The 24,334-nt window shown below is 68.2% G+C and carries 16 protein-coding genes and 1 pseudogene; 13 read left to right on the top strand and 4 right to left on the bottom strand.

Annotation, left to right across the window (positions count from 1 at the left end):
* Positions 1-34: 34 nt before the first annotated feature.
* The 4 genes and pseudogenes from QF040_RS14915 (at position 35) to QF040_RS14900 (ending at position 5,316) form a co-directional block, all read left to right on the top strand.
* Positions 35-1,528: an ABC transporter substrate-binding protein gene (locus tag QF040_RS14915; RefSeq protein WP_429611688.1), complete on the top strand. Its 1,494-nt coding sequence runs from the start codon at positions 35-37 to the stop codon at positions 1,526-1,528.
* A gap of 4 nt (positions 1,529-1,532) precedes the next feature.
* A pseudogene (locus QF040_RS14910) lies at positions 1,533-2,934 on the top strand (amidase).
* A 25-nt stretch (positions 2,935-2,959) separates the two neighbouring features.
* Complete coding sequence (locus QF040_RS14905) at positions 2,960-4,408, top strand: aldehyde dehydrogenase family protein (protein ID WP_429611687.1); 1,449 nt, start codon at positions 2,960-2,962, stop codon at positions 4,406-4,408.
* An 8-nt stretch (positions 4,409-4,416) separates the two neighbouring features.
* Positions 4,417-5,316, top strand: a complete 900-nt coding sequence (locus QF040_RS14900; RefSeq protein WP_429611686.1) for an NAD(P)-dependent oxidoreductase — start codon at positions 4,417-4,419, stop codon at positions 5,314-5,316.
* A gap of 16 nt (positions 5,317-5,332) precedes the next feature.
* Here the strand turns inward: QF040_RS14900 and QF040_RS14895 are convergent, their stop codons facing one another.
* Together QF040_RS14895 and QF040_RS14890 are read right to left on the bottom strand one after the other, a co-directional pair.
* Complete coding sequence (locus QF040_RS14895; protein WP_013542717.1) at positions 5,333-6,220, bottom strand: LysR family transcriptional regulator; 888 nt, start codon at positions 6,218-6,220, stop codon at positions 5,333-5,335.
* Between the two features lie 8 nt (positions 6,221-6,228).
* Positions 6,229-7,026 (bottom strand): 2-keto-4-pentenoate hydratase, encoded by a 798-nt coding sequence (locus QF040_RS14890; RefSeq protein ID WP_429611685.1) that lies wholly within the window; start codon positions 7,024-7,026, stop codon positions 6,229-6,231.
* A gap of 69 nt (positions 7,027-7,095) precedes the next feature.
* Between QF040_RS14890 and QF040_RS14885 the strand changes: the two genes are divergently transcribed.
* From QF040_RS14885 to QF040_RS14875, 3 genes are all read left to right on the top strand, one after another.
* Positions 7,096-7,563, top strand: a complete 468-nt coding sequence (locus tag QF040_RS14885) for a hypothetical protein (RefSeq protein WP_429611684.1) — start codon at positions 7,096-7,098, stop codon at positions 7,561-7,563.
* Between the two features lie 84 nt (positions 7,564-7,647).
* Positions 7,648-9,477, top strand: coding sequence for a bifunctional metallophosphatase/5'-nucleotidase (locus QF040_RS14880; RefSeq protein ID WP_429611683.1), 1,830 nt, complete (start codon positions 7,648-7,650; stop codon positions 9,475-9,477).
* Positions 9,478-9,770: 293 nt separating this feature from the next.
* Positions 9,771-10,355, top strand: coding sequence for a BPSL1445 family SYLF domain-containing lipoprotein (locus tag QF040_RS14875; RefSeq protein ID WP_429611682.1), 585 nt, complete (start codon positions 9,771-9,773; stop codon positions 10,353-10,355).
* Between the two features lie 31 nt (positions 10,356-10,386).
* Here QF040_RS14875 and QF040_RS14870 read toward each other — a convergent pair whose 3' ends face one another.
* Both QF040_RS14870 and QF040_RS14865 read right to left on the bottom strand, forming a co-directional pair.
* Positions 10,387-11,229, bottom strand: coding sequence for a plasmid replication/partition related protein (locus tag QF040_RS14870; RefSeq protein ID WP_429611681.1), 843 nt, complete (start codon positions 11,227-11,229; stop codon positions 10,387-10,389).
* Positions 11,226-12,191: a 4'-phosphopantetheinyl transferase family protein gene (locus QF040_RS14865; protein ID WP_429611680.1), complete on the bottom strand. Its 966-nt coding sequence runs from the start codon at positions 12,189-12,191 to the stop codon at positions 11,226-11,228. Before QF040_RS14865 ends, QF040_RS14870 begins: the two co-directional genes overlap by 4 nt.
* Before the next feature lie 161 nt (positions 12,192-12,352).
* On the opposite strand from QF040_RS14865, the gene QF040_RS14860 reads away from it, so the two are divergent.
* The 6 genes from QF040_RS14860 (at position 12,353) to QF040_RS14835 (ending at position 24,334) form a co-directional block, all read left to right on the top strand.
* On the top strand, positions 12,353-12,892 hold the full coding sequence (locus QF040_RS14860; RefSeq protein ID WP_429614655.1) for a sigma-70 family RNA polymerase sigma factor: 540 nt from the start codon (positions 12,353-12,355) through the stop codon (positions 12,890-12,892).
* A 127-nt stretch (positions 12,893-13,019) separates the two neighbouring features.
* Complete coding sequence (locus QF040_RS14855) at positions 13,020-13,268, top strand: DUF4880 domain-containing protein (protein WP_429611679.1); 249 nt, start codon at positions 13,020-13,022, stop codon at positions 13,266-13,268.
* A 200-nt stretch (positions 13,269-13,468) separates the two neighbouring features.
* Entirely contained in the window at positions 13,469-13,723 is a 255-nt protein-coding gene (locus tag QF040_RS14850) for an MbtH family protein (protein ID WP_429611678.1), read from the top strand.
* The gene (locus QF040_RS14845) at positions 13,723-14,472 is read left to right on the top strand and encodes a thioesterase II family protein (protein WP_429611677.1); all 750 of its coding nucleotides are present in this window, start codon (positions 13,723-13,725) and stop codon (positions 14,470-14,472) included. Before QF040_RS14850 ends, QF040_RS14845 begins: the two co-directional genes overlap by 1 nt.
* Complete coding sequence (locus QF040_RS14840; protein WP_429611676.1) at positions 14,469-19,769, top strand: amino acid adenylation domain-containing protein; 5,301 nt, start codon at positions 14,469-14,471, stop codon at positions 19,767-19,769. The genes QF040_RS14845 and QF040_RS14840 overlap by 4 nt, the downstream gene beginning before the upstream one ends.
* Positions 19,769-24,334, top strand: a complete 4,566-nt coding sequence (locus QF040_RS14835; protein WP_429611675.1) for an SDR family NAD(P)-dependent oxidoreductase — start codon at positions 19,769-19,771, stop codon at positions 24,332-24,334. Before QF040_RS14840 ends, QF040_RS14835 begins: the two co-directional genes overlap by 1 nt.

Raw genomic sequence — 24,334 nt, 5'->3', positions numbered from 1 at the left:
GGTCGTTTCCCCTTACTTTCAGGAGAGATATCGAATGTTGAAGCGACGCACCCTCATGGGCACCGCCATGGCCGCGGCGATCCCGGGCGCCTTTCTCCCGCTCGCGCAAGCGCAGACGGGCAAGAACACGTTGAGCATCGGCATGCCGCTGGAACCGCCAGGCCTGGACCCGACCGCCGGTGCCGCATCGGCCATTGCCGAGATCACGCAATACAACATCTTCGAGACGCTCACCAAGGTCAACGCCGACGGCTCGGTCACGCCGATGCTCGCCGAGAGCTGGTCGTCGTCGCCCGACATGAAGACCTTCGTCTTCAAGCTGCGCCGTGGCGTGCGCTTCGAGAACGGGCAGCCTTTCAACGCCGCGACGGTCAAGTTCTCGTTCGACCGCGCAGGCGGCGCCAAGAGCACGAACAAGGACAAGCGCTTCTTCAGCGAGATCGGCACTGTCGTGCTCGACGAGTACACGGTGGGCGTCAACAGCACGCTGTCGAACCCCGACCTGCCGTTCATGCTGGGCCAGTCCACCGCCTGCATCGTCGAGCCCAAGAGCGCTGAGACGAATGCGACCGCGCCCGTCGGCACCGGCCCCTACAAGCTGGCCGCCTGGCAGCGCGGCGCCTCGTGCACGCTGGTGAAGTCGCCGACTTACCGCGACCCGGGCCTCGCGAAGGTCGAGAAGTTCGTCTTCCGCTTCATGTCCGACACGGCCGCGCAGACCGCGGCGCTGATGGCCAACGACATCGACATCTTCCCGCGCGCGGGCACCCGCTCGGTGGCGCAGTTCAAGGGCAACCCGCGCTTCCAGGTGCTGGAGGTGGGCACGCGCGGCAAGGTGATCCTCACCATCAACAACCGCAAGAAGCCGCTGGACGACGTGCGCGTGCGCCGCGCGATCCTGGCGGCGCTGGACCGCAACACGATCATCCAGGGCGCGGCCGACGGCTTCGGCAAGCCCATCGGCAGCCATTACGCGATGGGCGCGCCGGGCTTCATCGACACGACTGCGATGAACCCCTACGACATCGAGAAGGCCAAGCGCCTGCTGGCCGAAGCCGGCGTGAAGACGCCGCTCGAGCTGCGCCTGACGCTGCCGCCGCCTTCGTACGCACGGCAGGGCGGCGAGATGATTGCGGCGCAACTGGCGCAGATCGGCATCCACGTGAAGATCCAGAACGTCGAATGGGCGCAGTGGCTGAGCGGCACCTTCGGCGGCGCGCACGACTTCGACCTCACGATGGTCGCGCACGTCGAGCCCTTCGACCTGGTGAAGTACACCGAGCCCGATTACTACTGGGGCTACGACTCGAAGAAGTTCCGCGACATGTTCGTCGCGATCCAGAACGAGGAGAACAAGAAGCGCCGCGCCGACCTGCTGGCGGATGCGCAGCGGCAACTCGCGACCGATGCGGTCAACGGCTTTCTCTACCAGGCGGTGTTTCCCACCATCGCGCGCAAGGAGGTCAAGGGCCTGTGGGCGAGCATGCCGATCGTGGTGAACGACCTGGCCGCCATTTCCTGGAGCTGATGCCATGACGAAACCCCTGTATGCCCTGAGCGCGGCCGAGCTCGGCACGGCCTACCGCAGCAAGGAACTCTCGCCGGTCGAGGTGGTGCGCGCAATCAACGAGCGCATCGCGGCGCTCGAGCCGAAGCTGCATGCGACCTGGCTCTTTCGCCCTGAACTTGCGGTCGAGCAGGCGCGCGCCTCCGAAGCGCGCTGGCTGGCCGGCACGCCGCGCGGCGTGCTCGACGGCGTGCCCGTGACCATCAAGGACAACCTCGCAACCGCCGGCGATCCGATGCCGCTGGGCACCGCGGCCTACGACCTCGTGCCGATGCCGGAGGATTCGCCACCGGCCGCGCGCCTGAAGGAAGACGGCACGGTGCTCGTCGCCAAGACCACGATGCCCGATGTCGGCATGCTGTCGTCCGGCCTCTCGACTTTTCATGAACTCTCGCGCAACCCGTGGGACCTGTCGCGTACGCCCGGCGGCTCCAGTGCGGGCGCCGGTGCGGCCGCGGCCGCGGGGCTACGGTCCGCTGCACGCGGGCACCGACATCGGGGGGTCGCTCCGCCTGCCCGCGAGCTGGTGCGGCATCTTCACGCTCAAGCCCAGCTTCGGCCGCATCCCGTTGAGCACGCCCTACATGGGCCGCTGCGCCGGCCCGATGACGCGCACGGTGGAAGACGCCGCGCTGATGATGCAGTCCGTCGCCCAGCCCGACAGCCGCGACTACTCCGAGCTGCCGCCGCCCACCATCGACTGGCTGGCCTTCGATGTCGATGCCTCCTTTCTCGCGGGCAAGCGCGTGGGCCTCCTGATGGACGCGGGCTGCGGCCTGCCGCTCGATCCGCAGATCCGCAAGGCGGTGCTCGCTGCCGCGAAGAAGATCGAGGCGACCGGCGCCCATGTCGAGGAAATGAAGCCCTTCATGACGCCGAAGATGCTGCAGGGCATGGACCACTTCTGGCGCATGCGCTCGCTGGGCGACCTGCGCGCCATGGCGCCCGAGCGCCGCGCGAAGATGCTGCCCTACATCGACGCCTGGGCCGAGAGCGCGGCCGGCTTCTCGGGCGAGCACATCTTCGATGCCTACAGCCAGTTCGTCGCCACGCGCGCGGCCACCATCGCCGCGACCGTGGGCTTCGACTTCGTGATTTCACCGGTGTCGCCCAACATGCCCGCGCCCGCGGAGCACGCCTCGCCGACGAACGACCCGATGCGCTCGCTGGAGCACATCGGCTTCACGGTGCCCTACAACATGTCGGAGCAGCCGGCGTCGTCGGTCAACTGCGGCTATTCGGATGCGGGGCTGCCCATCGGGCTGCAGGTGGCGGGTCGCCGCTTCGACGACCTGGGCGTGCTGCAGTTCAGCCGCGCCTTCGAGCTGATCCGCGACGCGCAGAAGCCCTGGCCCGAACTTCAGTGATCCGCTTGCCAAGAGGAGACAAGAAATGACAGCAACCCATTACATCGACGGCGGCCGCATGGCCTCGCTCGGCACCGAAACCATCGCCGTGATCGACCCGAGCGACGGGCAACGCTTCGGCGAGATCGCACGCGGCACCGCAGCCGACGTGGACGCCGCCGTGCGCGCCGCGCGCAAGGCCATGGGCGAGAACTTCGACGGCCCCTGGGGCGCGATGACCGCGCTCGAACGCGGCCGCCTGCTCGCGAAGCTCGGCGCCGCGGTGATGCAGCACCACGAGGAGCTCGCGCAGCTCGAAGCGCGCGACACCGGCAAGGCGCTGCGCGTGGCGCGCAACGACGCCACCGCACTCGCGCGCTACTTCGAGTACTACGCCGGCGCCTGCGACAAGCTGCACGGCGACACGCTGCCTTACGAGCGCGGCTACACGGTGCTGACGGTGCGCATGCCGCATGGCGTGACGGGGCACATCATTCCCTGGAACTACCCGATGCAGATCGCGGGCCGCAGCGTGGGCGCATCGCTCGCCGCGGGCAACGCCTGCGTGGTCAAGCCGGCGGAGGATGCGAGCCTCTCGCTGCTGCGCCTGGCGGAAATCGCGACCGAGGTGGGCTTTCCCGCGGGCGCGCTCAATGTGGTGACGGGCTACGGCAGGGAGGCAGGCGCGGCGCTGTGCGCGCATCCGGGCATCGACCACATCTCGTTCACCGGTTCGACCGTCACCGGCCGCAGCGTCGGCCTCGCGGCGGCCGAGCGGCATTGCCCGGTCACGCTGGAATTGGGCGGCAAGTCGCCGCAGCTCGTGTTCGCCGATGCCGACCTCGATGCGGCCGTGCCGGTGCTGCTCAACGCGATCATCCAGAACGCCGGCCAGACCTGCTCGGCGGGCAGCCGCGTGCTGGTCGAGCAGTCGGTGTACGAAGAAGTCGTGAAGCGGCTGACCGAGCGCTTCTCGGCCGTGCGCTCGGGTCCGCCCGCCGACGACCTGGACATGGGCCCGCTCATCAACGAAAAGCAGTTCCGCCAGGTGCGCGACATGGTCGCGACCGCCGAGGCGAACGGCGTGAAGGTGGCCGCGCGCGGCACGGTGTCTTCGAATGCATCCGCAAATGGCTACTACCAGGAGGCCGTGCTGTTCCGCGACGTGCCCGCCGACAGCGAACTCGCGCAGCGCGAAGTCTTCGGCCCTGTGCTGGCCGTGATGCCCTTTGCCGACGAGGCCGAGGCAATCCGCCTTGCCAACGGCACCGATTTCGGCCTGGTGGCCGGCGTGTGGACCCGCGACGGCGCGCGGCAACTGCGCGTGGCGAACAAGCTGCATTGCGGGCAGGTCTTCATCAACAACTACGGTGCGGCGGGCGGCGTGGAACTGCCGTTCGGCGGCGTCAAGTCGAGTGGCTTCGGTCGCGAGAAGGGTTTCGAAGCCCTGCTAGGCTTCACGACCCTCAAGACCATCGCCATCAAACACGGATGAACGAACCCATGAACACGAACGCACAACAAGTACAAGAGCCCCGCCGCGTCGGCCTGGTCGGCGTCGGCCTGATGGGCAGCGGCATCGCGCAGAACATCGTCAAGCACGGCCACAAGCTGACCATCCTCGATCACCCCGGCAATCAGCCCGTGGGTGCGCTGCTCGCGGCGGGCGCCACGGCGGTGTCGGACGTGACGGCATTGGCCGCGGAGGTTGACGTGCTGATCCTCTGCGTGACCGGCACGCCGCAGGTCGAGGCCGTGATGCTGGGTGACAAGGGCGCGCTCGCAAGCCTCCGCCCCGGCACCGTGGTGATCGACTGCTCGACCGCCGTGCCCGACTCCACCACCAAGGTCGCACAAGCCGTGCAGGCCAAGGGCGGCAAGTTTCTCGATGCGCCGATGACGCGCACCGCCAAGGAAGCCGCCGAAGGCCGGCTCAACCTGCTGGTGGGCGGCGATGCGGAGGTGTTGGCCTCGTGCCTGCCGCTTCTGCGCTGCTTTGCCGAGAACATCACGCACGTGGGCGGCATCGGCGCGGGCCATGCGATGAAGCTGCTGCACAACTTCGTGTCGCTCGGCACCGTTGCGCTGCTGTGCGAAGCGGCTGCCTGCGCGGAGCGCGCGGGCGTGGCGCCCGATGTGTTCGTCGATGTGCTGGCCAAGGGCGGCGGCAACGGCGTGGCGCTGGAACGCGTCAAGCCCAAGCTCCTGACCGGCAGCACCGATTCGCTGAAGTTCTCGATGGCCAATGCCAAGAAGGACCTGGGCTACTACAACGACATGGCGCAGCAGTCGTCGGCCAGCCACGGCATCGCAGAGGCCGTCGAGAAGTTGCTGACCCACGGCATCGACACCTTCGGCCCCGACCGCATGGTGCTCGACCTGGTGGAAGCGCTGAAGAAGTAAGACGCGGCGCCTCGCGCTACGGCACGTAGCGCGAGAGCAGGTGATCGACCAGGCGGCGCTGCGGAAACGTCAGCGTCTCCTGCCGCGTGCAGAGGTACATGCGGCGCGACGCCCAGGCGTCGGACAGATTCAAGAAGCGCAGGCCCATTTCCTTGCGATAGGTGGCCGCCGCGCCCTCGGGCAGGATGCCCACGCCCATGCCGGCTTCGATCATCCGGCACACCGCCTCGAAGCTCTTGACCTTCACGCGCAGGCGCAGCACCTTGCGCGCGGCGACCGCCGCATCCTCGATGGTGCGTGCGATGGCCGAGTCGTTTTCCAGGCCCACGAAATCGAAGTCGAGCAGTTCCGCGAACGACACCTCGCGGTTGCGGTACGGGTGCTTGCGATGGACGATGGCCACCAGCCTGTCCATGCGGTAGGGAATGAAGTTGAGCGTGGTGTCCGCGGTGTCGCCGGTGATCACGCCGACATCGGCCTGCCGGTCGCGGATCGCCTGCACGATCCACACGCTGCGGTGCTCTTCCACGTCGACGCGAATCTCGGGATAGCTGCGGCGAAAGCTCGCCACGTCGTCGGGCAGGAACTGGCCCATGGCCGATGCATTGGCCTGCAGCCGCACACGGCCGGTCGCGCCCTGCGCGTAGTCCGAAAGATCGGCGCGCATGCGATCGACGTCGCGCAGGATGAGCCGCGCATGGATCGCCAGCGACTCGCCCGCACCGGTCACCGTCACGCCCTTGGAGGTGCGCTGGAAAAGCGGCACGCCGAACTCGGTCTCGAGGATGCGGATGCGGCGGCTCGCGGCCGACAGCACCATGTGATGCTCTTCGGCGGCCTTCGACAGGCTGCCGGATTCGAGGGCGCTCAGGAAGAGCGCGAGGGAATCGAGGTCGGGCCGCATCGGTCCGTTCAGCGCAAGGTGATGGACAGCGAGTCGAACGGCGCCTCGAACTCGGCGCGCCAGGTTTCGCCAGGCGCGATGGGCCAGGCGTCGGTCCATGTGCCGGTGGTGACCACGTCGCCGGGTTGCAGCGCGGGTGCGCCCGGGCAGGTCTGCAGTTCCTGCACGAAATGGCGCAGCGCATGCAGCGGACCGTCGAGCACGTTGACGCCGGTGCCTTGGTCGATGGCCGCATCGCCTTTGAACAGCGTGAGGTGCGTGGCGGCCAGCTTGTCGTCGAGCTCGGCGCCGGTGTTTGCGAACTGGCGAACGGGCGTTTGGCGGCCGACCAGGAGGCGCGCATGCAAGGCGCCGTCGGCCACGGTTTCGGCGGCGGTGAATTTCCAGTCGGCGCAGTGCGATTGCACGATCTCGAAGCCGGGCGCCAGCCACTCGATGCAGTCGAATACCTGTTCCAGCGTGGCATCGCGCGGCGGTGTCGCTGCAATGCCGAAGACGATTTCCGGCTCGATGCGGGGTTGGAGCGTGCCGATGAGGTCCACCGTTCCGTGGTCCTCGCAACGCGTGAGCGTCGTGTTCCACACCGGACCCCAGATCGGCCCGAACACGCCGTAGCGTTGCCAGATCGTGCGGTTGGTGAAACCGATCTTGTAGCCCACTGGCCGCTCGCCGCGTGCGAGCCGGAGGGCCCGCAGCGCGAGTGCATCCTGGTAGGCGGCGGCAACATCGGCAGGGCCGCGGGCAGGGCGGTCGGCAGGCCACAGCGCGGTCTTGTCGTAGTGGGCGAGCAGGGCTTCGGGGGTCATCGAATCAGTCTACATGCGACGAAGGGGCGGTCACAACCATGTCACGCTGCGCGTGGCACCCTCGCGGCCTTGGAACCAACACGCCGCTTTCACCTGCGACCCGCTCTCATCGCATCGGCGGTCGCCTGCCTGATCGTGCTGGCCATTGCGTGGCACTTCACCGCGAGAACCTCGCAAGCGGCAGGCCCGCCGCTCGAGATTCGATGGCACGGCAACGGCATCATCCTGCAGGGCCAGGTGAGAGACGTGGCCACGCAGCGCGTGCTGGCCGAGGGCGCCGCCGCACGGCTCGGCGGCGAGGCCGACCAGGTGGTGGACTGGCTCGACATCGTGCCTTCCGCATTGCCGGTGGCGGACGCCGCGGCGCTCGCCGAACTCGTCCTTCTCGGACAGGAAGGCTGGCACCTGCAGCGGCGGCCGAAGGACGGATGGCTGGCTGTGCAGTCGCTCACCGACGAGCGCAGCGCGAAAGCTCGCACGCTGCTGCGCACCGCGTTCGGCCCCGGGGTTTCGATGGAGCTGGTGGCCCTTCCCTGAGTCCCCGCGCGGACGAGGGATGGTCACGCCATCGTCATGCCGCGTTGCCAGCATGCGCTGCATTCCAAACGGAGGAGAAGATCCATGCATGCATCGCTGAAACATCTCGCGCTCGCGGGTGTCGTCCTGGCCACCTTGTCCGCTTGCGGCGGCAGTGGCAGTTCGAGCAACTTCTTTCCCTTTCTTCCGTCGGCACCACCGCCCGCACCGGCGCCTCCGCCTGCGCCGGCCACGCCGGGCAGCATCGACGTGAAGCTCATCGCGTTCAACGACCTGCACGGCAACCTCGAGCCGCCCAAGCTCTCCATCACCGCGCCCGCTGCTGGCGGCGGCACCGTGCCGGTGCCCGCGGGCGGCGCGGCCTACCTGGCCTCGGCCGTCGCATCGCTCAAGGCGAAGAACGAGAACAACGCGGTGGTCTCGGCCGGCGACATGATCGGCGCCTCTCCGCTGGTGTCGGCGCTGTTCCTCGACGAGTCGACCATCGAGGCCGTGAACGCGATGAAGATCGACTTCAACGCCGTCGGCAACCATGAGTTCGACAAGGGCCAGACCGAGCTGCTGCGCATGAAGAACGGCGGCTGCGCCAAGAACACCGCGCTCGAACCCTGCCGGGTGAACAAGGCCTTCCCGGGCGCGAACTTCGGCTTTCTTGCGGCCAACACGGTGAAGACCGACGGCAATACCCTGTTCCCCGCCACCGGCATGAAGAGCTTCACCAAGGACGGTGCCACGGTGAAGGTAGCCTTCATCGGCATGACGCTCAAGGGCACGCCCAACATCGTGACGCCCGCCGGCGTTGCGGGCCTGAGCTTCAAGGACGAGGCGGACACGGCCAACGCGCTGATTCCGCAACTGAAGGCGCAGGGCGCGGACGCCATCGTCGTGGTGATCCACGAGGGCGGCACCACCACCGTCGGCTACAACGACAAGAGCTGCGCCGGTTTGAGCGGCGACATCCTGCCGATCCTGAACAAGCTGGATGCGGCGGTCGATGTGGTGATCTCGGGCCACACGCACCGCTCGTACGTCTGCGACTACGGCAAGACCAACCCGGCCAGGCCCTTCCTGCTGACGAGCGCGGGCCAGTACGGCACGCTGCTGACCGACATCAACCTCACCATCGACACCCGCACCCGCAAGGTGACGGCCAAGGCGGCCGACAACGTGATCGTGCAGGGCGAGGCCTTCACGAGCGGCGCGAACACCGTCGCGTTGACCGACCAGTACCCTGTGTTCGGCAAGAACCAGGAAGTGGCTGCGCTCATCAGCCAGTACCTCGCGATTGCCGGGCCGCTGGTGCAGCGAGTCGTGGGCTCGCTCACGGCCACTGCCACGCGCACGCCGGCGTCATCGAGGGAAAGCGCGCTGGGCAACCTGATCGCCGATGCGCAATTGGCGGCGACCAGCCCGGCCGGCAAGGGCGCAGCGCAGATCGCCTTCATGAACCCAGGCGGCGTACGCGCCGACCTCGCGCCGGCGCAGGATGGCAGCGTGACCTACGGCCAGATCTTCGCGGTGCAGCCCTTCGGCAACAGCCTGGTGGTGAAGACGATGACGGGCGCGCAGATCAAGGCGGTGCTCGAGCAGCAGTTCAACAGCGGCTCCAACACGGTGGCCGCGCCGAAGGTGCTGCTGCCCTCGCGCGGGCTGACCTACAGCTACAGCGCCTCGGCGCCCGGCGGCGCGCGCATCGGCAACCTGGCGCTGAACGGCACGGCTATCGATCCGGCGGCGAACTACCGCGTCACGATGAACAGCTTCCTGGCCACCGGGGGCGACAACTTCACCGTGTTCAACCAGGGCACCGACACGCTCGGCGGCGACCAGGATGTGGATGCGCTGGAGGCCTACATCAAGGCGAACAGTCCGCTCGCGCCGCCGGCGACCGACCGCATCACGGTGCTTCCCTGAGCGGGGACGGCCTTGGCCGGGTGATTCGTTGAAGGCGCGTCGGCGCGTTGGCGATCGCGGCCTTGCCCCAACGTTGCATTGCTCGCCTCGATGCTGCGGTGCAAAACCGGGCTCCAGAACCCCGCCGTCATCCGTGGCCAGTGCCTTCGCAGGTACGCGGCCTGACTTCGCGTAGGCGAGATTCCCACGTCGGATTTTTCGTGTTTTGGCCGCCGTAGCATGGCTCGATCTGCCGCTGCAGGCAGAGAGCTTTACTGCCGATCCATGTTCTTTCTTTTGCAAAGGAATTCATCATGAACACCATGAACCTCCGCACGCTCGCGCTCTCTTCGGTCGTTGCAGCGTGCAGCCTTGCCTTCGTTGGATGCACCACGACGCGCCCGCAGGACCAGGGCACCAGCGCGACCTCGCGCACGTCGATCGATGCACAGGTCGACGCCTCGCTGTCCAAGCTGTACGACACGGTGAAGGGATCGCGCGAACTGGTCGCCAAGTCGAGCGGCGTGCTGGTGTTTCCGGCGGTGGTCGGGGCGAGCCTGGGCGTCGGTGCCGAATATGGGCGCGGCGCATTGCGCGTGAACGGCCGCACGCAGTCTTACTACAGCACCACCGCGGGCTCGGTGGGCTTCCAGGCCGGCGCGCAGTCGAAAGCCGTGATCTACCTCTTCACCACGCAGGCGGCGCTCGACAAGTTCCGCAACAGCAGGGGTTGGACGGCCGGTGCCGATGCCACGGTGGCGCTTGCCACCATCGGCGCCAACGGCAGCGTCGACACCAACACGATCCGGCAGCCGGTGGTGGGCTTCGTGCTGACCAATGTGGGGCTGGAGGCGGGCGTCTCGCTGTCGGGCGCGAAGATCACTGAGATCCAGCTGTAAGAGGGTCGATGGCGGGGCTCTCGCCCCGTCGTCAATCGGCCAACTGCACAGCCAGTTGCGCCTGAAGATCGGCGACCTGCTTGCGCAGGGCGTCGTTCTCGCGCGTGAGTTCGGCCACGCGGTGCTCCAGTGCTTCGACCGCATCGGGCTTGGCGGCCTGATCGTTCGATGCGGGCTCGGGTGATTCTTCGCGCGGCTTGCGCTTGGCCTCGCGCACGCGCTTGGCGGCCTGCTTGAGTTCGTCCTTGCCAGCGTTCGCTGCGGAGACTTGTTCTTCGGCAGGCAGGCTGGCCACGGCCGCGGCGGTATTGATCGAGATCACACCCGACTTCACGGCCGCCACCAGTTCGGGCGCGGCCTGCTTCTGGATCTTCTCGATCATCACGACCTGGCTGCTGCTCAGGCGCGCGGCCTTGGCGATGGACTCGCGGCTGTTCAGCGGCGCTGGCGGCGGCAGCGCGCTGGCGTTGTCGGCGGGGGATTCGCCGGCGGGCGTGTCGACATCGAAAGGCGGATCGTCCGACGACGTTTCCGACAGCGCGCGGGAGCGTTGGTCGTCGACGATGACTTTCTTGCGCAGTGCCAGCACGCCGCGCTGGTAGTCCGAGATGCTGCGCCGGCCGAGGTGCTGGTCGATCATCCAGAGGTGCACGTCCTCCATGGTCTTGAAGTGCGTGTTCTGCACCGTCTGGAACGGCAGGCTGTGCTTCTGGCAGATGCCATAGCGGTGGTGGCCGTCCACCAGCACGTCGCCCCACAGCACCAGCGCGTCGCGGCAGCCCTCGGTGAGGATGCTGCGCTCCAGCGCCGCGTATTCCTCCGGCGACATGGGATCGATATAGGCTTTGAGTTCTTCGTTGACGACGATGTTCATGAGGGAGGGATCGGGGAAAGGGGCGAAATTCTAGATGCGCGCGTCGTGCGGACTTCCACCACGCGCTCCGATTGCAGGGGCGCTGTTTCGTGGCAAACGATGCGCGCGGCGGTCGAGGTGCAGAGGGCCACCATGTGGTCGGGCGTGGGCTGCAGTTGCTGGAAATGCCATGCGGCGTTGCCGTGCGGATCGGCGAGGGAGAAGCCGATGTCGCCTGCGTTGTCGAGGGCGAAAGCGAAGCTGTCGAGCGGGATCTGCAGGCCCATGCCGCGTGCCTTGATGTAGCTTTCCTTCAAGGTCCACAGTTCGAAGAAGCGATGCGGCTGCAAGGCGGTTGGCAATGCACCCAATGACTTGGCCTCGGTGGGCGCGAAGAAGTGATCGACGGCTTCGAGGACGGCGGGGCGGCGGATGTTCTCGACGTCGACACCGAGCTCGATACCGCGGGCAATCGCCAGCACGATGAGGCCGGCGGTGTGGCTCAGGTTGAAGTCCAGGCCGCGTGTTTCTTCGATGTCCGGGCTGACAGCGATGCGCGGGCGGCCGAAGGGGCCGTTGGCGAAGTGCCAGTTCTGCGCCTCGATCGGCGCGTAGCGCGAGAGGACCGTGCGCACCAGCACTCGGGTCAGCAGGTAGCGGTACCGGTCGCGTGGGAAGTGGAAGCGATCTTTTTGTTGCAGCTCCTGCGGCGTCAACAGTGCGCGATAGCTTGCATCGAGCGCGGGATCGCCGGAGTCGCCATGGGGGCAGAGCCAGAGATGGATGTCGCCCGCGGGCAAAGGGAGAAGAGGGGCGGGGCGATGCATGGTGGGCGGCAGCGCTTCCCCGTAATCCTGCTTTGCAAATGTTTGCACGAAGCGCAAGTCGGCTATTATCGCGACCCCCTGTGCCGGGTTCCGCGTTCTCTCGTTGATCGCTCGGCCATCCGATTCGCCGCTGCGGATTTTCTGGGGGCTCCTCATGTCGTTTGTTTGAGTGTCGATCCGGAAGGGTCATGGAAATGCCTCAAAATCCGCCTATAAATAGCAATGATTCTTATTTCGATTTGTGCATCGAAAGTAGTAAATCGGATCTGCGGCCCGTCTCGGCTCGCTCACTGGAACTGGAGGAAGAGGTGTTGAACATGCCGTTGCCGCATTCATCCGAGCCTTCGCTCGCCGAGGTTTTCATCGCGCACCGGGCGCAGCTCTGGCGGGTCGCTCGGAAGATCGTCAACACGGCGGACCTGGCCGACGACGTCGTGCAGGACGCCTACCTGAAGATCGCCGACGGCCCCTGCGTGCGCCAGGCCGAACGTCCCATCGGCTATTGCTGCCAGGTGGTGCGCAACATGGCGCTGGACTACTGCCGCCGCCACCGCGTCGAGGCCAGCTATCGCACCTTCGACGTGGACGTGGAACTGCTCGACATGCCGACAACCGCTTCGACACCCGACCGCATGATGTGCGAACGTCAGGTGATCACCGCCATCGACAAGGTTCTGGCCGGCCTTTCGCCCCGCACGCGGCTGGTGTTCGAGCTTTACCGTCTCGAAGGCCTCACGCAGCGCGAGATCGCGACGCGCCTGGGCTGCGCGCTGGGCCTCGTGAACGGGCTGATCGCCGAGGCCGCCAACGCGATCAAGTCGTGCGGCTACCTGCTGCTGGAGAGCGACGCGCACTAGCTGCGGCTTCTACGCAGCGGGGCCGCGCTCGTTTGCCGCGAGAATGCGCGTTTGGACCGGCCGGGTCCGTTCAACAGCAACGACAGCACCCGGCCTCGACGGACAACGCGAACAGTTGGCTTCACGAATGACACAGGAAACGGGCGATCCCATCTGGAACACCGCATGGGGCTGGGTGCAGCGCGAGCACGACAGCGAAAGCTTCGACGAAGCCGCGCGCGCCGAAATGACAGCCTGGCTCCTCGCGGAGCCCGCGCACCGCCGGGCCTATGACAAGGCCGCCCGGCTCTGGCTCCTCGCGGGGTTCGTCCCGCCGGCCAACGACTTCGGCGACGACCTGCCGGACGACGACGCCGAGCCTCGCACCGGCAAGTAAAAAACTGCATCCAGCGTGAAACGCGCGCCTCCTGCGCGCGTTTCGGCACCGGCACGCCTGCGGCGTTCGCCGTCCCGCCGTGAGAAATGAACAGATCGACCTCTGAAGCGTCCTCTTGGCAGGGGCGCTGAGATTCCGTCCGGTCCGCGACCGGCCGCGGTGCGCTCCTTCTCTCTGTTCAATCACACAAGGATGCACCGATGTCGACCAGCTGTTTTGACCGCGAAGACGAGACCTTCATCGTTCTGGTCAATCAAGAAGACCAGTACTCCATCTGGCCGCACTGGAAGGCCGTCCCGGGCGGATGGACCGCCGTTGCGGGCGTGCAGGGCGACAAGAAGACCGTGCTCGCCTACGTCGAGAGCCACTGGACCGACATGCGTCCCAAGTCGCTGCGCGAATGGATGGCGCAACAGGCGGATGCCGCACCGGCCACGGAATCCGCGGCAGGTTGATGAGCGCCCCGGCGCCCCTGGCGCTGCTGTGCCTGCCCTGCGCAGGCGCCAGCGCCTCCATGTACCTGCGGTGGCGGCGTTTCGTGCCGTCGTGGGTTCGCATCGTGCCGGTGGAGTTGCCGGGGCGCGGCGCGCGCATGGGCGAGGCCTTCGTCGAAGACTTCGATGCGCTGGTCGCGCGCATTTGTGCCGAGCAGGCCGAGGCCATGCGCGGCGATTTCGCGCTCTTCGGCCACAGCATGGGCGCCTTGCTTGCACACGGCGTGACTCGCCGACTTCAGTCCTTGCGCCGGCCGCTGCCGCGCGCGCTGCTGGTGTCCGGCTGCGCAGCCCCCTCGCGGCGCGATCCTGAACGTTTCGATGGCAGCGAGGACGACGCCTCTCTGACCGCCGAACTGCGCAAGCAGGGCGGCACGCCCGAAGAGGTTTTCGAGAGCGAAGAGCTCATGCGCATCACCCTCGACACGCTGCGTGCCGACCGCCGCGTCTGCCGCAGCCACGCCCATGTCGCCGCCTGGCCGCCGCTTCCGTTGCCGATCCATGCCTTTGCGGGACGCGAGGACGACATCGAGGTGCCTGCAATGGCGGCCTGGTTCGAAGAGACCGGCGGCATCTGCACGCTCGACTGGTTCGACGGTGGGCATTTCTTTCTCCGGCACCACGAGCCCGCATTTCTCGCGGCGCTCGCACGGCGTCTGCCGACGCACCTTCATCAAGCGCACCCTGCGGCGCATCAAGGCCAGATATGAATGAACTGCTCGCGACCGCGTCCGCCGGCCGGCAACCGCGCAATTTCGTGGCGCACCTGCGCGCGTTGGCCGAACGGCGTCCGCACGACGTCTGGCTCACCGTGGTCGACGAGGTCGATGGTGTCCACAGCGAACTGCCCTTCACCTACGCATTCTTCGAACAGCGCGTGCGCGCGCTCGCGGCCCGCCTGCAGCAGCAGTTCGCCAAGGGCGATCGCGCGCTCGTCATGCTCGACAACGGCGACCACTATGCGGTGAGCATGCTGGCCTGCTTCTACTGCGGCGTGATCGCGGTGCCGGTGTTTCCGCCCGAATCGACGCGGCCGCAGCACCTGGCGCGGCTCACCGGCGTGGCGAGCGATTCAGCGGCGCGATGCGTGCTCACGTCTGCCGCCTTGAGCGACGCGATGTCGGCGGTCGGCAACCAGTTCGGCGATGTGCAGATCGTCGCCGTCGACGCGGTCGACATCGCGCTCGCCGATGCCTGGCAGCCCTTCGAGCCGGCCGATGACGACGTCGCCTTCCTGCAATACACCTCGGGCTCGACCTCGGCGCCCAAGGGCGTCATCGTCACGCACCGCAACCTGATGGCCAACGAGCACGCGATCCAGGTCGGCATGGGCATCGGGCCTGATGACAAGTTCGTCTCGTGGGCGCCGCTCTATCACGACATGGGCCTCATCGGCGGCCTGATGCAGCCGCTGTACAGCGGCATCCCACTGGTGCTGACCTCGCCGCGCTATTTCCTCGAACGCCCCGTGCGCTGGCTGGAGCTGATCTCGCGCCACCGCGCCACGCTCAGCGGCGGTCCGGACTTCTCGTTCCGCCTCTGCCTCGAACGCGTGAAGGACGCGCAGATCGCGCAGCTCGACCTCTCGAGCTGGCGCGTGGCCTATACCGGCGCCGAGCCGGTGCGCGCCGACACCGAATTCGATTTCATCGAACGCTTCGCCCCTGCGGGCTTCGATCCCGGTGCGGTCTATGCCTGCTACGGCCTCGCCGAAGCGACCCTGTTCGTGACCGGCGGAAAGCGCGGTTCCGGCATGGTCGCGCGCGGCTTCGGCGCTGACGGCCTGGCATCCGGCAAGGGCACGCCGAGCGAAGGCGGCACGCTGCTCGTCGGATGCGGCGCGGTAGCGGCCGAGCATGTGGTCGAGATCGTGGATCCCGCCACGCTGTCGGTGGTGGCCGAGCCCGGCCGCATCGGCGAAATCTGGGTGAGCGGCGCGAGCGTCGGCGCCGGCTACTGGGGCAAGCCGCGCGAATCCGCCGAGACCTTCGTCGAACGCGCGGGCCGCCGCTGGCTGCGCACCGGCGACCTGGGCTTCGTCTGCGATGGCGAGCTCTACGTGACCGGCCGCATCAAGGATCTGATCATCGTTCGCGGCCACAACATCTATCCGCAGGACATCGAGCGCGTCATCGAGGCCGAGGTCGATGCGGTGCGCAAGGGGCGCGTGGCGGTGTTCGCGGCCAACGGACCCGGCGGCGAGGGCATCGGCGCCGCGGCCGAGGTGTCGCGCAGCATGCAGAAGCTGGTGCCGCCGCAGGTGCTGGTCGAGGCGCTCAGCGCCGCGGTCAGCGAAGTGTTCGGCGAGGCGCTGTCGGCCGTGCTGCTGCTCAACCCGGGCGGTATGCCCAAGACCACGAGCGGCAAGCTGCAGCGCAGCGCCTGCCGCGCGGGCTGGCTCGATCGCAGCGCGGATGCGTATGCGATCTACGAGCGCGGTGCTTTCGTCAAGGGCGGTCCCGTCGAGTCGCAGGCCGAAGCGCCGGTGCTCGATGAGACGGAGCGCGCCGTCGATGCGATCTGGCGCGAAGTGCTCCGGCCCGCTGACGCGAAGCCTTTCGCGCGCGACGCCCATTTCTTCACCCGCGGTGGCAGTTCGCTCACCGCCACGCAAGTCGCGGCCCGCGTGTCGGATCACTGGGACATCGACTTTCCGGTGCGCCTGATGTTCGAACAACCGCGGCTCTCCGAGTGCGCGGCCACCGTGCGCCAGCGCCTGGCCGAAGGCGCGCGTGCGCGGCCCGCGCCCATCGCGGTGCCGCCGGCCGAGCGCCGGCTGCATGCGTTGCCGCTGTCCCATGCGCAGGAGCGCCAGTGGTTCCTCTGGCAACTCGACCCGACGAGCGCGGCGTACCACATGAGCGGCGCGCTGCGCCTCACTGGTGCCTTGCAGGCTGATGCGCTGCGCGCGGCGCTGGACGATCTCGTCATGCGCCACGAGTCGCTGCGCACCGTATTCCGCGCGGGCAGCGACGGCGTTGCCGCGCAGTGGATCCAGCCGACCGGCACGCTGCCGCTCGAAGTGGTCGACCTGCGCGACGCGCCCGCCGATGAACGCGACGTGCGCCTGGAGAGCGAGGCCCGCCGCATCAAGAGCGCGCCCTTCGATCTCATCCGGGGCGGCCTGCTGCGCGCCGTGCTGCTGCGCCTGGCGGACGACACGCAGGTGCTCGCCCTGGTGATGCACCACATCGTGTCCGACGGCGCCTCGATGCAGGTGCTGATCGACGAACTGGCCGCGGGCTATGCGGCGCGCCTGCAGGGCCGTGCCGCGGCGCTGCCCTTGCCGCGCGCGCAGTACGCCGACTACGCGGTGTGGCAGCGCGAATGGCTGGCCGCCGGCGAGGCCGAACGTCAGCTCGCCTGGTGGCAGAAGGAACTCGGCGACGAGCACCCGGTGCTCGAGCTGCGCACCGACCACCCGCGCAAGCCGCAAGCCAGCTACCGCGCCGCACGTCACACCTTCGAACTCCCCGTGCCTTTGCTTGGTCAACTGCGCGGCGTCGCGCAGGCCGACGGCGCCACGCTGTTCATGGTGCTGCTCGCTGGCCTGCAGGTGCTGCTGCACCGCTACACCGGGCAGGAAGAAATCCGCGTCGGCGCCGCGATCGCCAACCGCAACCGGGTGGAGTTCGAGAACGTCATCGGCCTGTTCGTCAACACGCTGGTACTGCGCAATCCGATCAATGGCCGCACGTCGTTGTCGCGCGTGCTCGCGCAGGCCCGTGAGGCCGTGCTGGGCGCGCAGGCGCACCAGGACCTGCCCTTCGAGCAACTGGTGCAGCGTCTGCAGCCCGAGCGCAGCATGAGCCACAGCCCGCTGTTCCAGGTGATGTTCAACCACCTGTTCGAGGATCACCGCGCACTGCAGCGGCTGGACGGCATCCAGGTGCAGGACCACGCGCTGCCCGACCTGCAGACCCAGTTCGACTGGGTGCTGGAGGCGCGCGAGCGGCCCGATGGCCGGCTGATGCTCGATGTGATCTATGCCGAAGATCTGTTCGAGCGCGACACCATCGTGCGCATGGCGCAGCACTACGTCGCGGTACTCGGCGCGCTCTGTGCCGACACCGGCCGCGCGGTGGGCGACATCGCCTTGCTCGACGCCGCGGAAAACGCGCAACTTGCAGGGTGGAGCATCAACGCACGCCGCGAGCCGCAGCCGCAACCCGTGCACCACGCCATCGCGCAACATGCGAAGCAGCAGCCAGACGCCATCGCGCTGCTGTTCGACGAACAAGCGCTGTGCTTCGCCGAACTCGACCGTCGCGCCAACCGCCTCGCACACCGCCTCGTCGCGCTCGGCGTGAAGCCTGACATGCGCGTGGGCATCGTGATGGAGCGCTCGGTCGAGATGGTGGTGGGGCTGCTCGCCATCCTCAAGGCCGGTGGCGCCTATCTGCCGCTGGACCCCGACTACCCGCTGCAGCGCCTGGCCTACATGGTGGAAGACAGCGGCATCGCACTGCTGCTGACGCACCGCGCCACCCGCGAGCACATCGCCGAGCGCGTGGGCCTCGCGCGGCTGGAGGTCGACAGCACCGATCTCTCGAACGAGCCCGACACGGACCCCGGCGTCGCGTTGCACGGCGAGAACCTCGCCTATGTCATCTACACCTCCGGCTCCACCGGCAAGCCCAAGGGCGCGGCCGTGCGTCACGCGGCGCTGCACAGCTGCATGGCCTGGATGCAGGACACCTACCGCCTCGGCCGGGAGAACACCGTGCTGCACAAGGCGCCGTTCGGCTTCGACGTGTCGGTGTGGGAGATGTTCTGGCCCCTGACCGCGGGCGCGCGGCTGGTGGTGGCCAACCCCGGCGACCACCGCGACCCGGCGCGACTGGTCGAGCTGATCCGGCGCCACCAGATCACGACGCTGAATTTCGTGCCCTCGATGCTGCAGGCCTTTCTGTCGCACAAGGACATCGAGTCGAGCACGCGGTTGCAGCACATCATCTGCGGCGGCGAGGCCATGCCCGCCGAGACACAGAAAGAGACGCTGCAGCGCCTTCACGGCGCCACGCTGCAGAACCTCTACGGCCCGACGGAAACCACCATCCACGTCACGCGCTGGACCTGTCGTGACGACGGCCAGAGCCTGGTGCCGATCGGCCAGCCGATCAGCGACACCCAGTGCCACATCCTCGATGCCGAGCTCAACCCCGTGCCGCGCGGCGTGGCCGGCGAGCTGTACCTCGGCGGCGTGAGCCTGGCGCGCGGCTACCTCAACAAGCCGGGCCTGAGCGCTGAGCGCTTCGTGGCCAACCCCTTCGGCGCGGGCGACCGGCTCTACCGAACCGGCGACCTCGTGCGCTGGAACACCGAGGGCCAGATCGAATACCTGGGCCGCATCGACCACCAGGTGAAGATCCGCGGCTTTCGCATCGAGCTCGGCGAAATCGAGGCGCAGATCCTCGCGCAGCCCGCGGTGCGCGAGGCCGTGGTGGTGGCGCGCGAAGGCGCTGCCGGCGCCTCGCTCGTGGCCTACATCGCGGCGCACGCGCAGCAGGCGGTCGACACCGCCGCATTGCGCGAGCAACTGGGCCAGGTGCTGCCCGACTACATGGTGCCGCGCGCCGTGGTGGTGCTCGAAGCCCTGCCGCTGAACGCCAACGGCAAGGTCGACCGCAAGGCGCTGCCCGAGCCTGAAGGCCTCGGCCGCGCGGCCACCTACCAGGCGCCAGAGGGCCATGTGGCGCGCACGCTCGCGGCCATCTGGTCGGAGGTGCTGCAGGTCGAGCAGGTCGGTTTGCACGACAACTTCTTCGACCTCGGCGGGCACTCGCTGCTGCTCATTCGCGCGCACCGCCTGCTGGAAGACCGGCTGCAGGGCAGCTTCCCGCTGGTCAATCTCTTCAAGTACCCCACCGTCGAATCGCTCGCGCGCTGGATCGAGCAGGGCGGCGCGCAAGCCGCGGCCGTTTCCGCGGCAAGCGCCGACGATCGCGCGCTGCGCCAGCGCGCCGCCATGCTTCAACGCCGCAAAGTGGCAGAGAGAGTCAATTGATGACCACGTCCTTCAACGAATCCGCCGAGCCAACCGGACTGGAAATCGCCATCGTCGGCCTGTCGGGGCGCTTTCCCGGTGCCGATGATGTGGACGCCTTCTGGCGCAACATTCGCGATGGCGTGGAGTCGGTATCGCGCTTCACCGACGAGCAACTGCGCGAACGCGGCGTGCCGCAAAGCCTGCTGGACGACCCCGACTACGTGAAGGCCGGCGTGATGTTCGAAGGCTTCGACCAGTTCGATGCCGGCTTCTTCGGCTACACGCCGCGCGAAGCCGAGAACCTCGATCCGCAGCAGCGCGTCTTTCTCGAATGCGCCTCGGCGGCGCTCGAACACGCCGGCTGCGACCCCGAGCGCTGGCCTGGCAAGGTCGGCGTGTATGCGGGCGAGGGCGCCAACGTCTACCTGATCCGCAACCTGCTGCCGTCCTTTGGTCTCGGCGCGCACACGGGCATTGCCGACCTGCTCGGGCTCATGAGCGGAAACTCCGGCGGGTCGCTCTGCACGCGCGTTGCCTACAAACTGAACCTGCGCGGCCCGGCCGTGAGCGTTCAGACCGCCTGCTCGACCTCGCTCACGGCAGTGCACACCGCCTGCCAGGCACTCTTGAGCCACGACTGCGACATGGCCCTGGCCGGTGGCGTGTGGCTCAACCTGCTGCAAGAAGGAGGCTACCGCTACCAGGCCGGCGCGATCCTCTCGCCCGATGGCCATTGCCGCGCGTTCGACGCCGACGCCGCCGGCACGGTGATCGGCAGCGGCGCCGGCGTGGTCGCGCTCAAGCGCCTCGATGAAGCGCTGCGCGACGGCGACACCATCCATGCGGTCATCAAAGGCACCGCGGCCAACAACGACGGCTCGGCCAAGGTCGGCTTCACCGCGCCCAGCATCGACGGGCAGGCCGAGGTCATCCGCGCGGCACAGCTGATCGCAGGCGTCTCGGCCGACACCATCGGCTACATCGAGACGCACGGCACCGGCACCACGCTGGGCGACCCGATCGAGATCGCGGCGCTCACGCAGGCCTTCCGCGCCGACACCGAGCGGCGCGGCTTTTGCGCCGTCGGTTCGGTCAAGACCAACATCGGCCACCTCGATGCGGCCGCCGGCGTGGCGGGGCTCATCAAGGCCACGATGGCGCTCAAGCACGGCGCGCTGCCGCCCAGCCTGCATTTCACGAAGCCCAATCCGCAGATCGATTTCGCGAGCAGCCCGTTCTATGTGAACGCGCAGCGCCAGCCCTGGCCTGAAAGCCGCACGCCGCGCCGCGCGGGCGTGAGTTCGTTCGGCATCGGTGGGACCAATGTGCATGTGGTGCTTGAAGAGGCGCCGGTGGCGCAGCCCAGGGCTCAGAAGACCGCGCAGTGGCAGGTGCTGCCGCTGTCGGCGAAGGAAGAGGCTGCGCTCGCCCAAGGCCGCGAACAGCTCGCGAAGCACCTGCGTGCGAACGACGGGCTTGTGCTCGAAGACGTGGCGCACACGCTACAGAGCGGACGTCGCAGCTTCGCCTGGCGCAGCGCCGTAGTGGCGAATCAATCCGGGCTGGCCGCGGAAATGCTCTCGTCGCCCGCCGTGGCGGCAACCCGTGCTGCCGCCTCTCCGCCCGAGGTGGCCTTCCTCTTCCCCGGTGGCGGCACCCAGCATGCGCGAATGGGCGAAGACCTCTACCGCACCAGCGCCGTCTACCGCGAGGCGCTCGACCGCTGCGCCGCCGTGCTCAAGGCCGACAGCGGCATCGACCTGCTCGCGCTGCTGTTCCCCCCGGCCGGCGATGAGCAGGCCGCCAACGATCGCCTGTTCCGCATTGAGTTCGCACAGCCCGCGTTGTTCGCAGCCGAGTACGCCATGGCGCGCTGGTGGATGAGCTGCGGCGTGCAGCCTGCGGTGCTGCTGGGCCACAGCCTGGGCGAATACGTCGCGGCCTGCCTGGCCGGCGTGTTCACGCTGGAAGACGCGCTGCGCATCGTGGCCGCGCGCGGCCGCCTGATGCAGACGCTGGCTCCCGGCGCCATGACCGCCGTGCCGCTGTCCGAAGCGGAACTCGCGCCGTTCCTCGCCACGGGATGCGACCTGGCCGTGATCAACGGCGAGCAGCTCTGCGTGCTCGCCGGTCCGGCCGACGCCATCGCGCGCGCCGAGGAAGAGCTGCTCGCGCGCCAGCATCAACCGCGCCGCCTTCATGTGTCCATCGCCTCGCACTCCCGTCTGGTCGAACCCATGATGGCCGAGCTGGAACGCCTGATCGCCGCGGTGCCGAAGCAGGCACCTCGCATTCCCGTAATTTCCAACGTGACGGGCAAGCCGATCACCACCGAAGAAGCGACCAGCCCCGCCTATTGGGGCCGGCACCTGCGCGGCACGGTGCGCTTTGCCGACGGCCTGCGCGAGATCTTCGCCGTGCCCGGCCGCGTGGTGCTCGAAGTAGGCCCCGGCGAAACGCTGGCCGGGCTGGCGCGCCAGCACCCCGGAGGCAAGTCGGCCGCGGGCATCTGGGCCAGCCAGGCTCATCCGCAGCAGTTGGCACGGAATGCGCAGCAACTGGCGAACGCCATCGCTGGCCTCTGGACCGTGGGCGTCGATATCGACTGGGCGGCGTGCCGCACTGGTCCCGCGCCGCGCCGGGTGCCGTTGCCTACCTACGCGTTCCAGCGCCGCCGTTTCTGGGTCGAGCCTGGTGACGCCGCGCAGCCGGCAAGTGCTGCCGTGCCCGGTCTCTTCTATGCGCCGGCCTGGAAGCGCACCACGTTGCCGCCGGTGCAGGCGACGGCTGGGCCGTCGGGCTGCACGCTGGTGCTCGGCGATGCGAACAGCTTCACCGACCGCTTGGCGCGCACGCTGCGCGAACAGGGCGGACGCGTGATCCTGGTGCTGCGCGGCAAGAAGTTCTCGCGCACCGCCGAAGGGCAGTACGCCGTGCGGCCGGCTGAACGCGTCGACCACGAGGCAGTGCTGCGCGAGGTCGAATCCGAGGCCGGGCCGGTCACGCGGCTTTTCCACCTGTGGAGCCTGGACGGCGACGCCCCGGCACCTTCGCACGCCGCGGCATTCGAGGCCGGCTACTTCAGCCTGCTCGCGCTGGCGCAGGCGCTGGACAACGTGGGGGGCGCGTTTCGCCCCCCGCTTGCGCTCGCCGTCGTCACCGACCGCGTCGAGGATGTGGCCGGCACCGAGGCGCTGGCACCGGAAAAGGCGACCGTGCTGGGCATCGCCAAGGTGCTCGGACAGGAGTCGCCCACCATCGCCTGCCGCATCGTCGACGTGGTGCTGCCCGCGCCCGAAAGCACCGCTGAAACCGACCTCGCACGCCGCGTCATCGAGGAGGCTGCGGCCACGCAGGAGGACTTTGTCGTCGCCTACCGCGGCCCGCATCGCTGGACGAAGTCGTACGACGCCTTGTCGGCGCAGGTTCCGGGCGCGCAACGGCTGCGCCAGGGCGGTGTGTATCTGATCACCGGTGGGCTGGGCGGCGTTGGCTTGGCGCTCGCGCGCTATCTCAGCAAGACGTGGCAGGCCAAACTGGTGCTGCTGGGCCGCACGCCGTTGCCCGAACGCGCCGAGTGGTCGCGCATCGCCGCATCGGCCGACCAGCCCGCGCCGCTGCGCCGCAGGCTGCAGCAATTGATCGAGCTGGAAGCGAACGGCGCGGAAATGATGCCCATCGCGGCCGACGTCACCGATCCGGCGCAACTGCGCAACGCACTGGCCGCGGTGCATGCGCGCTTCGGCGCGGTCAACGGCGTGGTCCACGCCGTCGTCCAGCCCGACCGCGGCATGATCGCCCAGCGCACCCAGGCCTTGGTGGAGGCCGCATTCGCGCCCAAGATCGCGGGCACGCTCGCGCTGCTCGATGCGCTGCGCGCCGAACCGCTCGACTTCGTGCTGTTCTGCTCCTCGGTGGCGAGCCTCATCGGTGGTCTCGGTCGCAGCGACTACGCGGCCGCGAACGCCTACCTCGACGCGCTGGCCCATGCGCATCGGCGCAGTTCGTCGCTGCCGGTTTTCTCGGTGAACTGGGATGCCTGGCGCGATGTGGGCGTGGCGGTCGACATGGACATGCCCGAAGGCGTCGGCCTGGACGAACGCACCGGCGTATTGGCTTTCGAGCGCATCGCGAACGGTCCCGACCTGCCGCAGACGGTGGTGTCCATCTCGCCCTTCGCGCCACGCCTGCGCCCGCTGGACGGCCTGTTCGAGTCGCTGGACGACGAGCCCGCGCCCGAGGCCCGCACGGGGCATCCGCGCCCGGTGCTGCAGACCGCGTTCATCGCGCCCGAAGGCGACCTGGAAGAAGGACTCGCCGAGCTCTGGACCGAAGCGCTGGGCATTGCGCCCGTGGGTGCCAACGACAACCTGTTCGAGCTCGGCGGCGATTCGCTGCTCGCAATCCGGCTGCTGTCGCGGGTGCGCAAGGCCTATGGCGTCGAACTGCATCCCGCCGCCTTCTTCAAGGCTCCCACCATCGCCGAGCTGGCCGCACTGGTCGAATTGCGATTGATCGAGGAGATCGAAGGCGATCCCGAAGCCGAAGAAGCCCAAGCAGGCGCAACCACCACGAGTCTTTGA

The organism is Variovorax sp. W2I14, from assembly GCF_050435205.1.
GTDB classification, from domain to species: Bacteria; Pseudomonadota; Gammaproteobacteria; order Burkholderiales; family Burkholderiaceae_C; genus Variovorax; species Variovorax paradoxus_C.
The sequence above is the reverse complement of the archived record's forward strand: the minus strand, read 5'-3'. Positions and strand labels throughout refer to the sequence as shown.

Excerpts from the sequence above, each read along its gene's own strand:
- QF040_RS14915 (WP_429611688.1), top strand. The coding sequence starts at position 35 with ATGTTGAAGCGACGCACCCTCATGGGCACCGCCATGGCCGCGGCGATC.
- QF040_RS14905 (WP_429611687.1), top strand. The coding sequence starts at position 2,960 with ATGACAGCAACCCATTACATCGACGGCGGCCGCATGGCCTCGCTCGGC.
- QF040_RS14900 (WP_429611686.1), top strand. The coding sequence starts at position 4,417 with ATGAACACGAACGCACAACAAGTACAAGAGCCCCGCCGCGTCGGCCTG.
- QF040_RS14895 (WP_013542717.1), bottom strand. The coding sequence starts at position 6,220 with ATGCGGCCCGACCTCGATTCCCTCGCGCTCTTCCTGAGCGCCCTCGAA.
- QF040_RS14890 (WP_429611685.1), bottom strand. The coding sequence starts at position 7,026 with ATGACCCCCGAAGCCCTGCTCGCCCACTACGACAAGACCGCGCTGTGG.
- QF040_RS14880 (WP_429611683.1), top strand. The coding sequence starts at position 7,648 with ATGCATGCATCGCTGAAACATCTCGCGCTCGCGGGTGTCGTCCTGGCC.
- QF040_RS14875 (WP_429611682.1), top strand. The coding sequence starts at position 9,771 with ATGAACACCATGAACCTCCGCACGCTCGCGCTCTCTTCGGTCGTTGCA.
- QF040_RS14870 (WP_429611681.1), bottom strand. The coding sequence starts at position 11,229 with ATGAACATCGTCGTCAACGAAGAACTCAAAGCCTATATCGATCCCATG.
- QF040_RS14865 (WP_429611680.1), bottom strand. The coding sequence starts at position 12,191 with ATGAGGAGCCCCCAGAAAATCCGCAGCGGCGAATCGGATGGCCGAGCG.
- QF040_RS14860 (WP_429614655.1), top strand. The coding sequence starts at position 12,353 with ATGCCGTTGCCGCATTCATCCGAGCCTTCGCTCGCCGAGGTTTTCATC.
- QF040_RS14855 (WP_429611679.1), top strand. The coding sequence starts at position 13,020 with ATGACACAGGAAACGGGCGATCCCATCTGGAACACCGCATGGGGCTGG.
- QF040_RS14850 (WP_429611678.1), top strand. The coding sequence starts at position 13,469 with ATGTCGACCAGCTGTTTTGACCGCGAAGACGAGACCTTCATCGTTCTG.
- QF040_RS14845 (WP_429611677.1), top strand. The coding sequence starts at position 13,723 with ATGAGCGCCCCGGCGCCCCTGGCGCTGCTGTGCCTGCCCTGCGCAGGC.
- QF040_RS14840 (WP_429611676.1), top strand. The coding sequence starts at position 14,469 with ATGAATGAACTGCTCGCGACCGCGTCCGCCGGCCGGCAACCGCGCAAT.
- QF040_RS14835 (WP_429611675.1), top strand. The coding sequence starts at position 19,769 with ATGACCACGTCCTTCAACGAATCCGCCGAGCCAACCGGACTGGAAATC.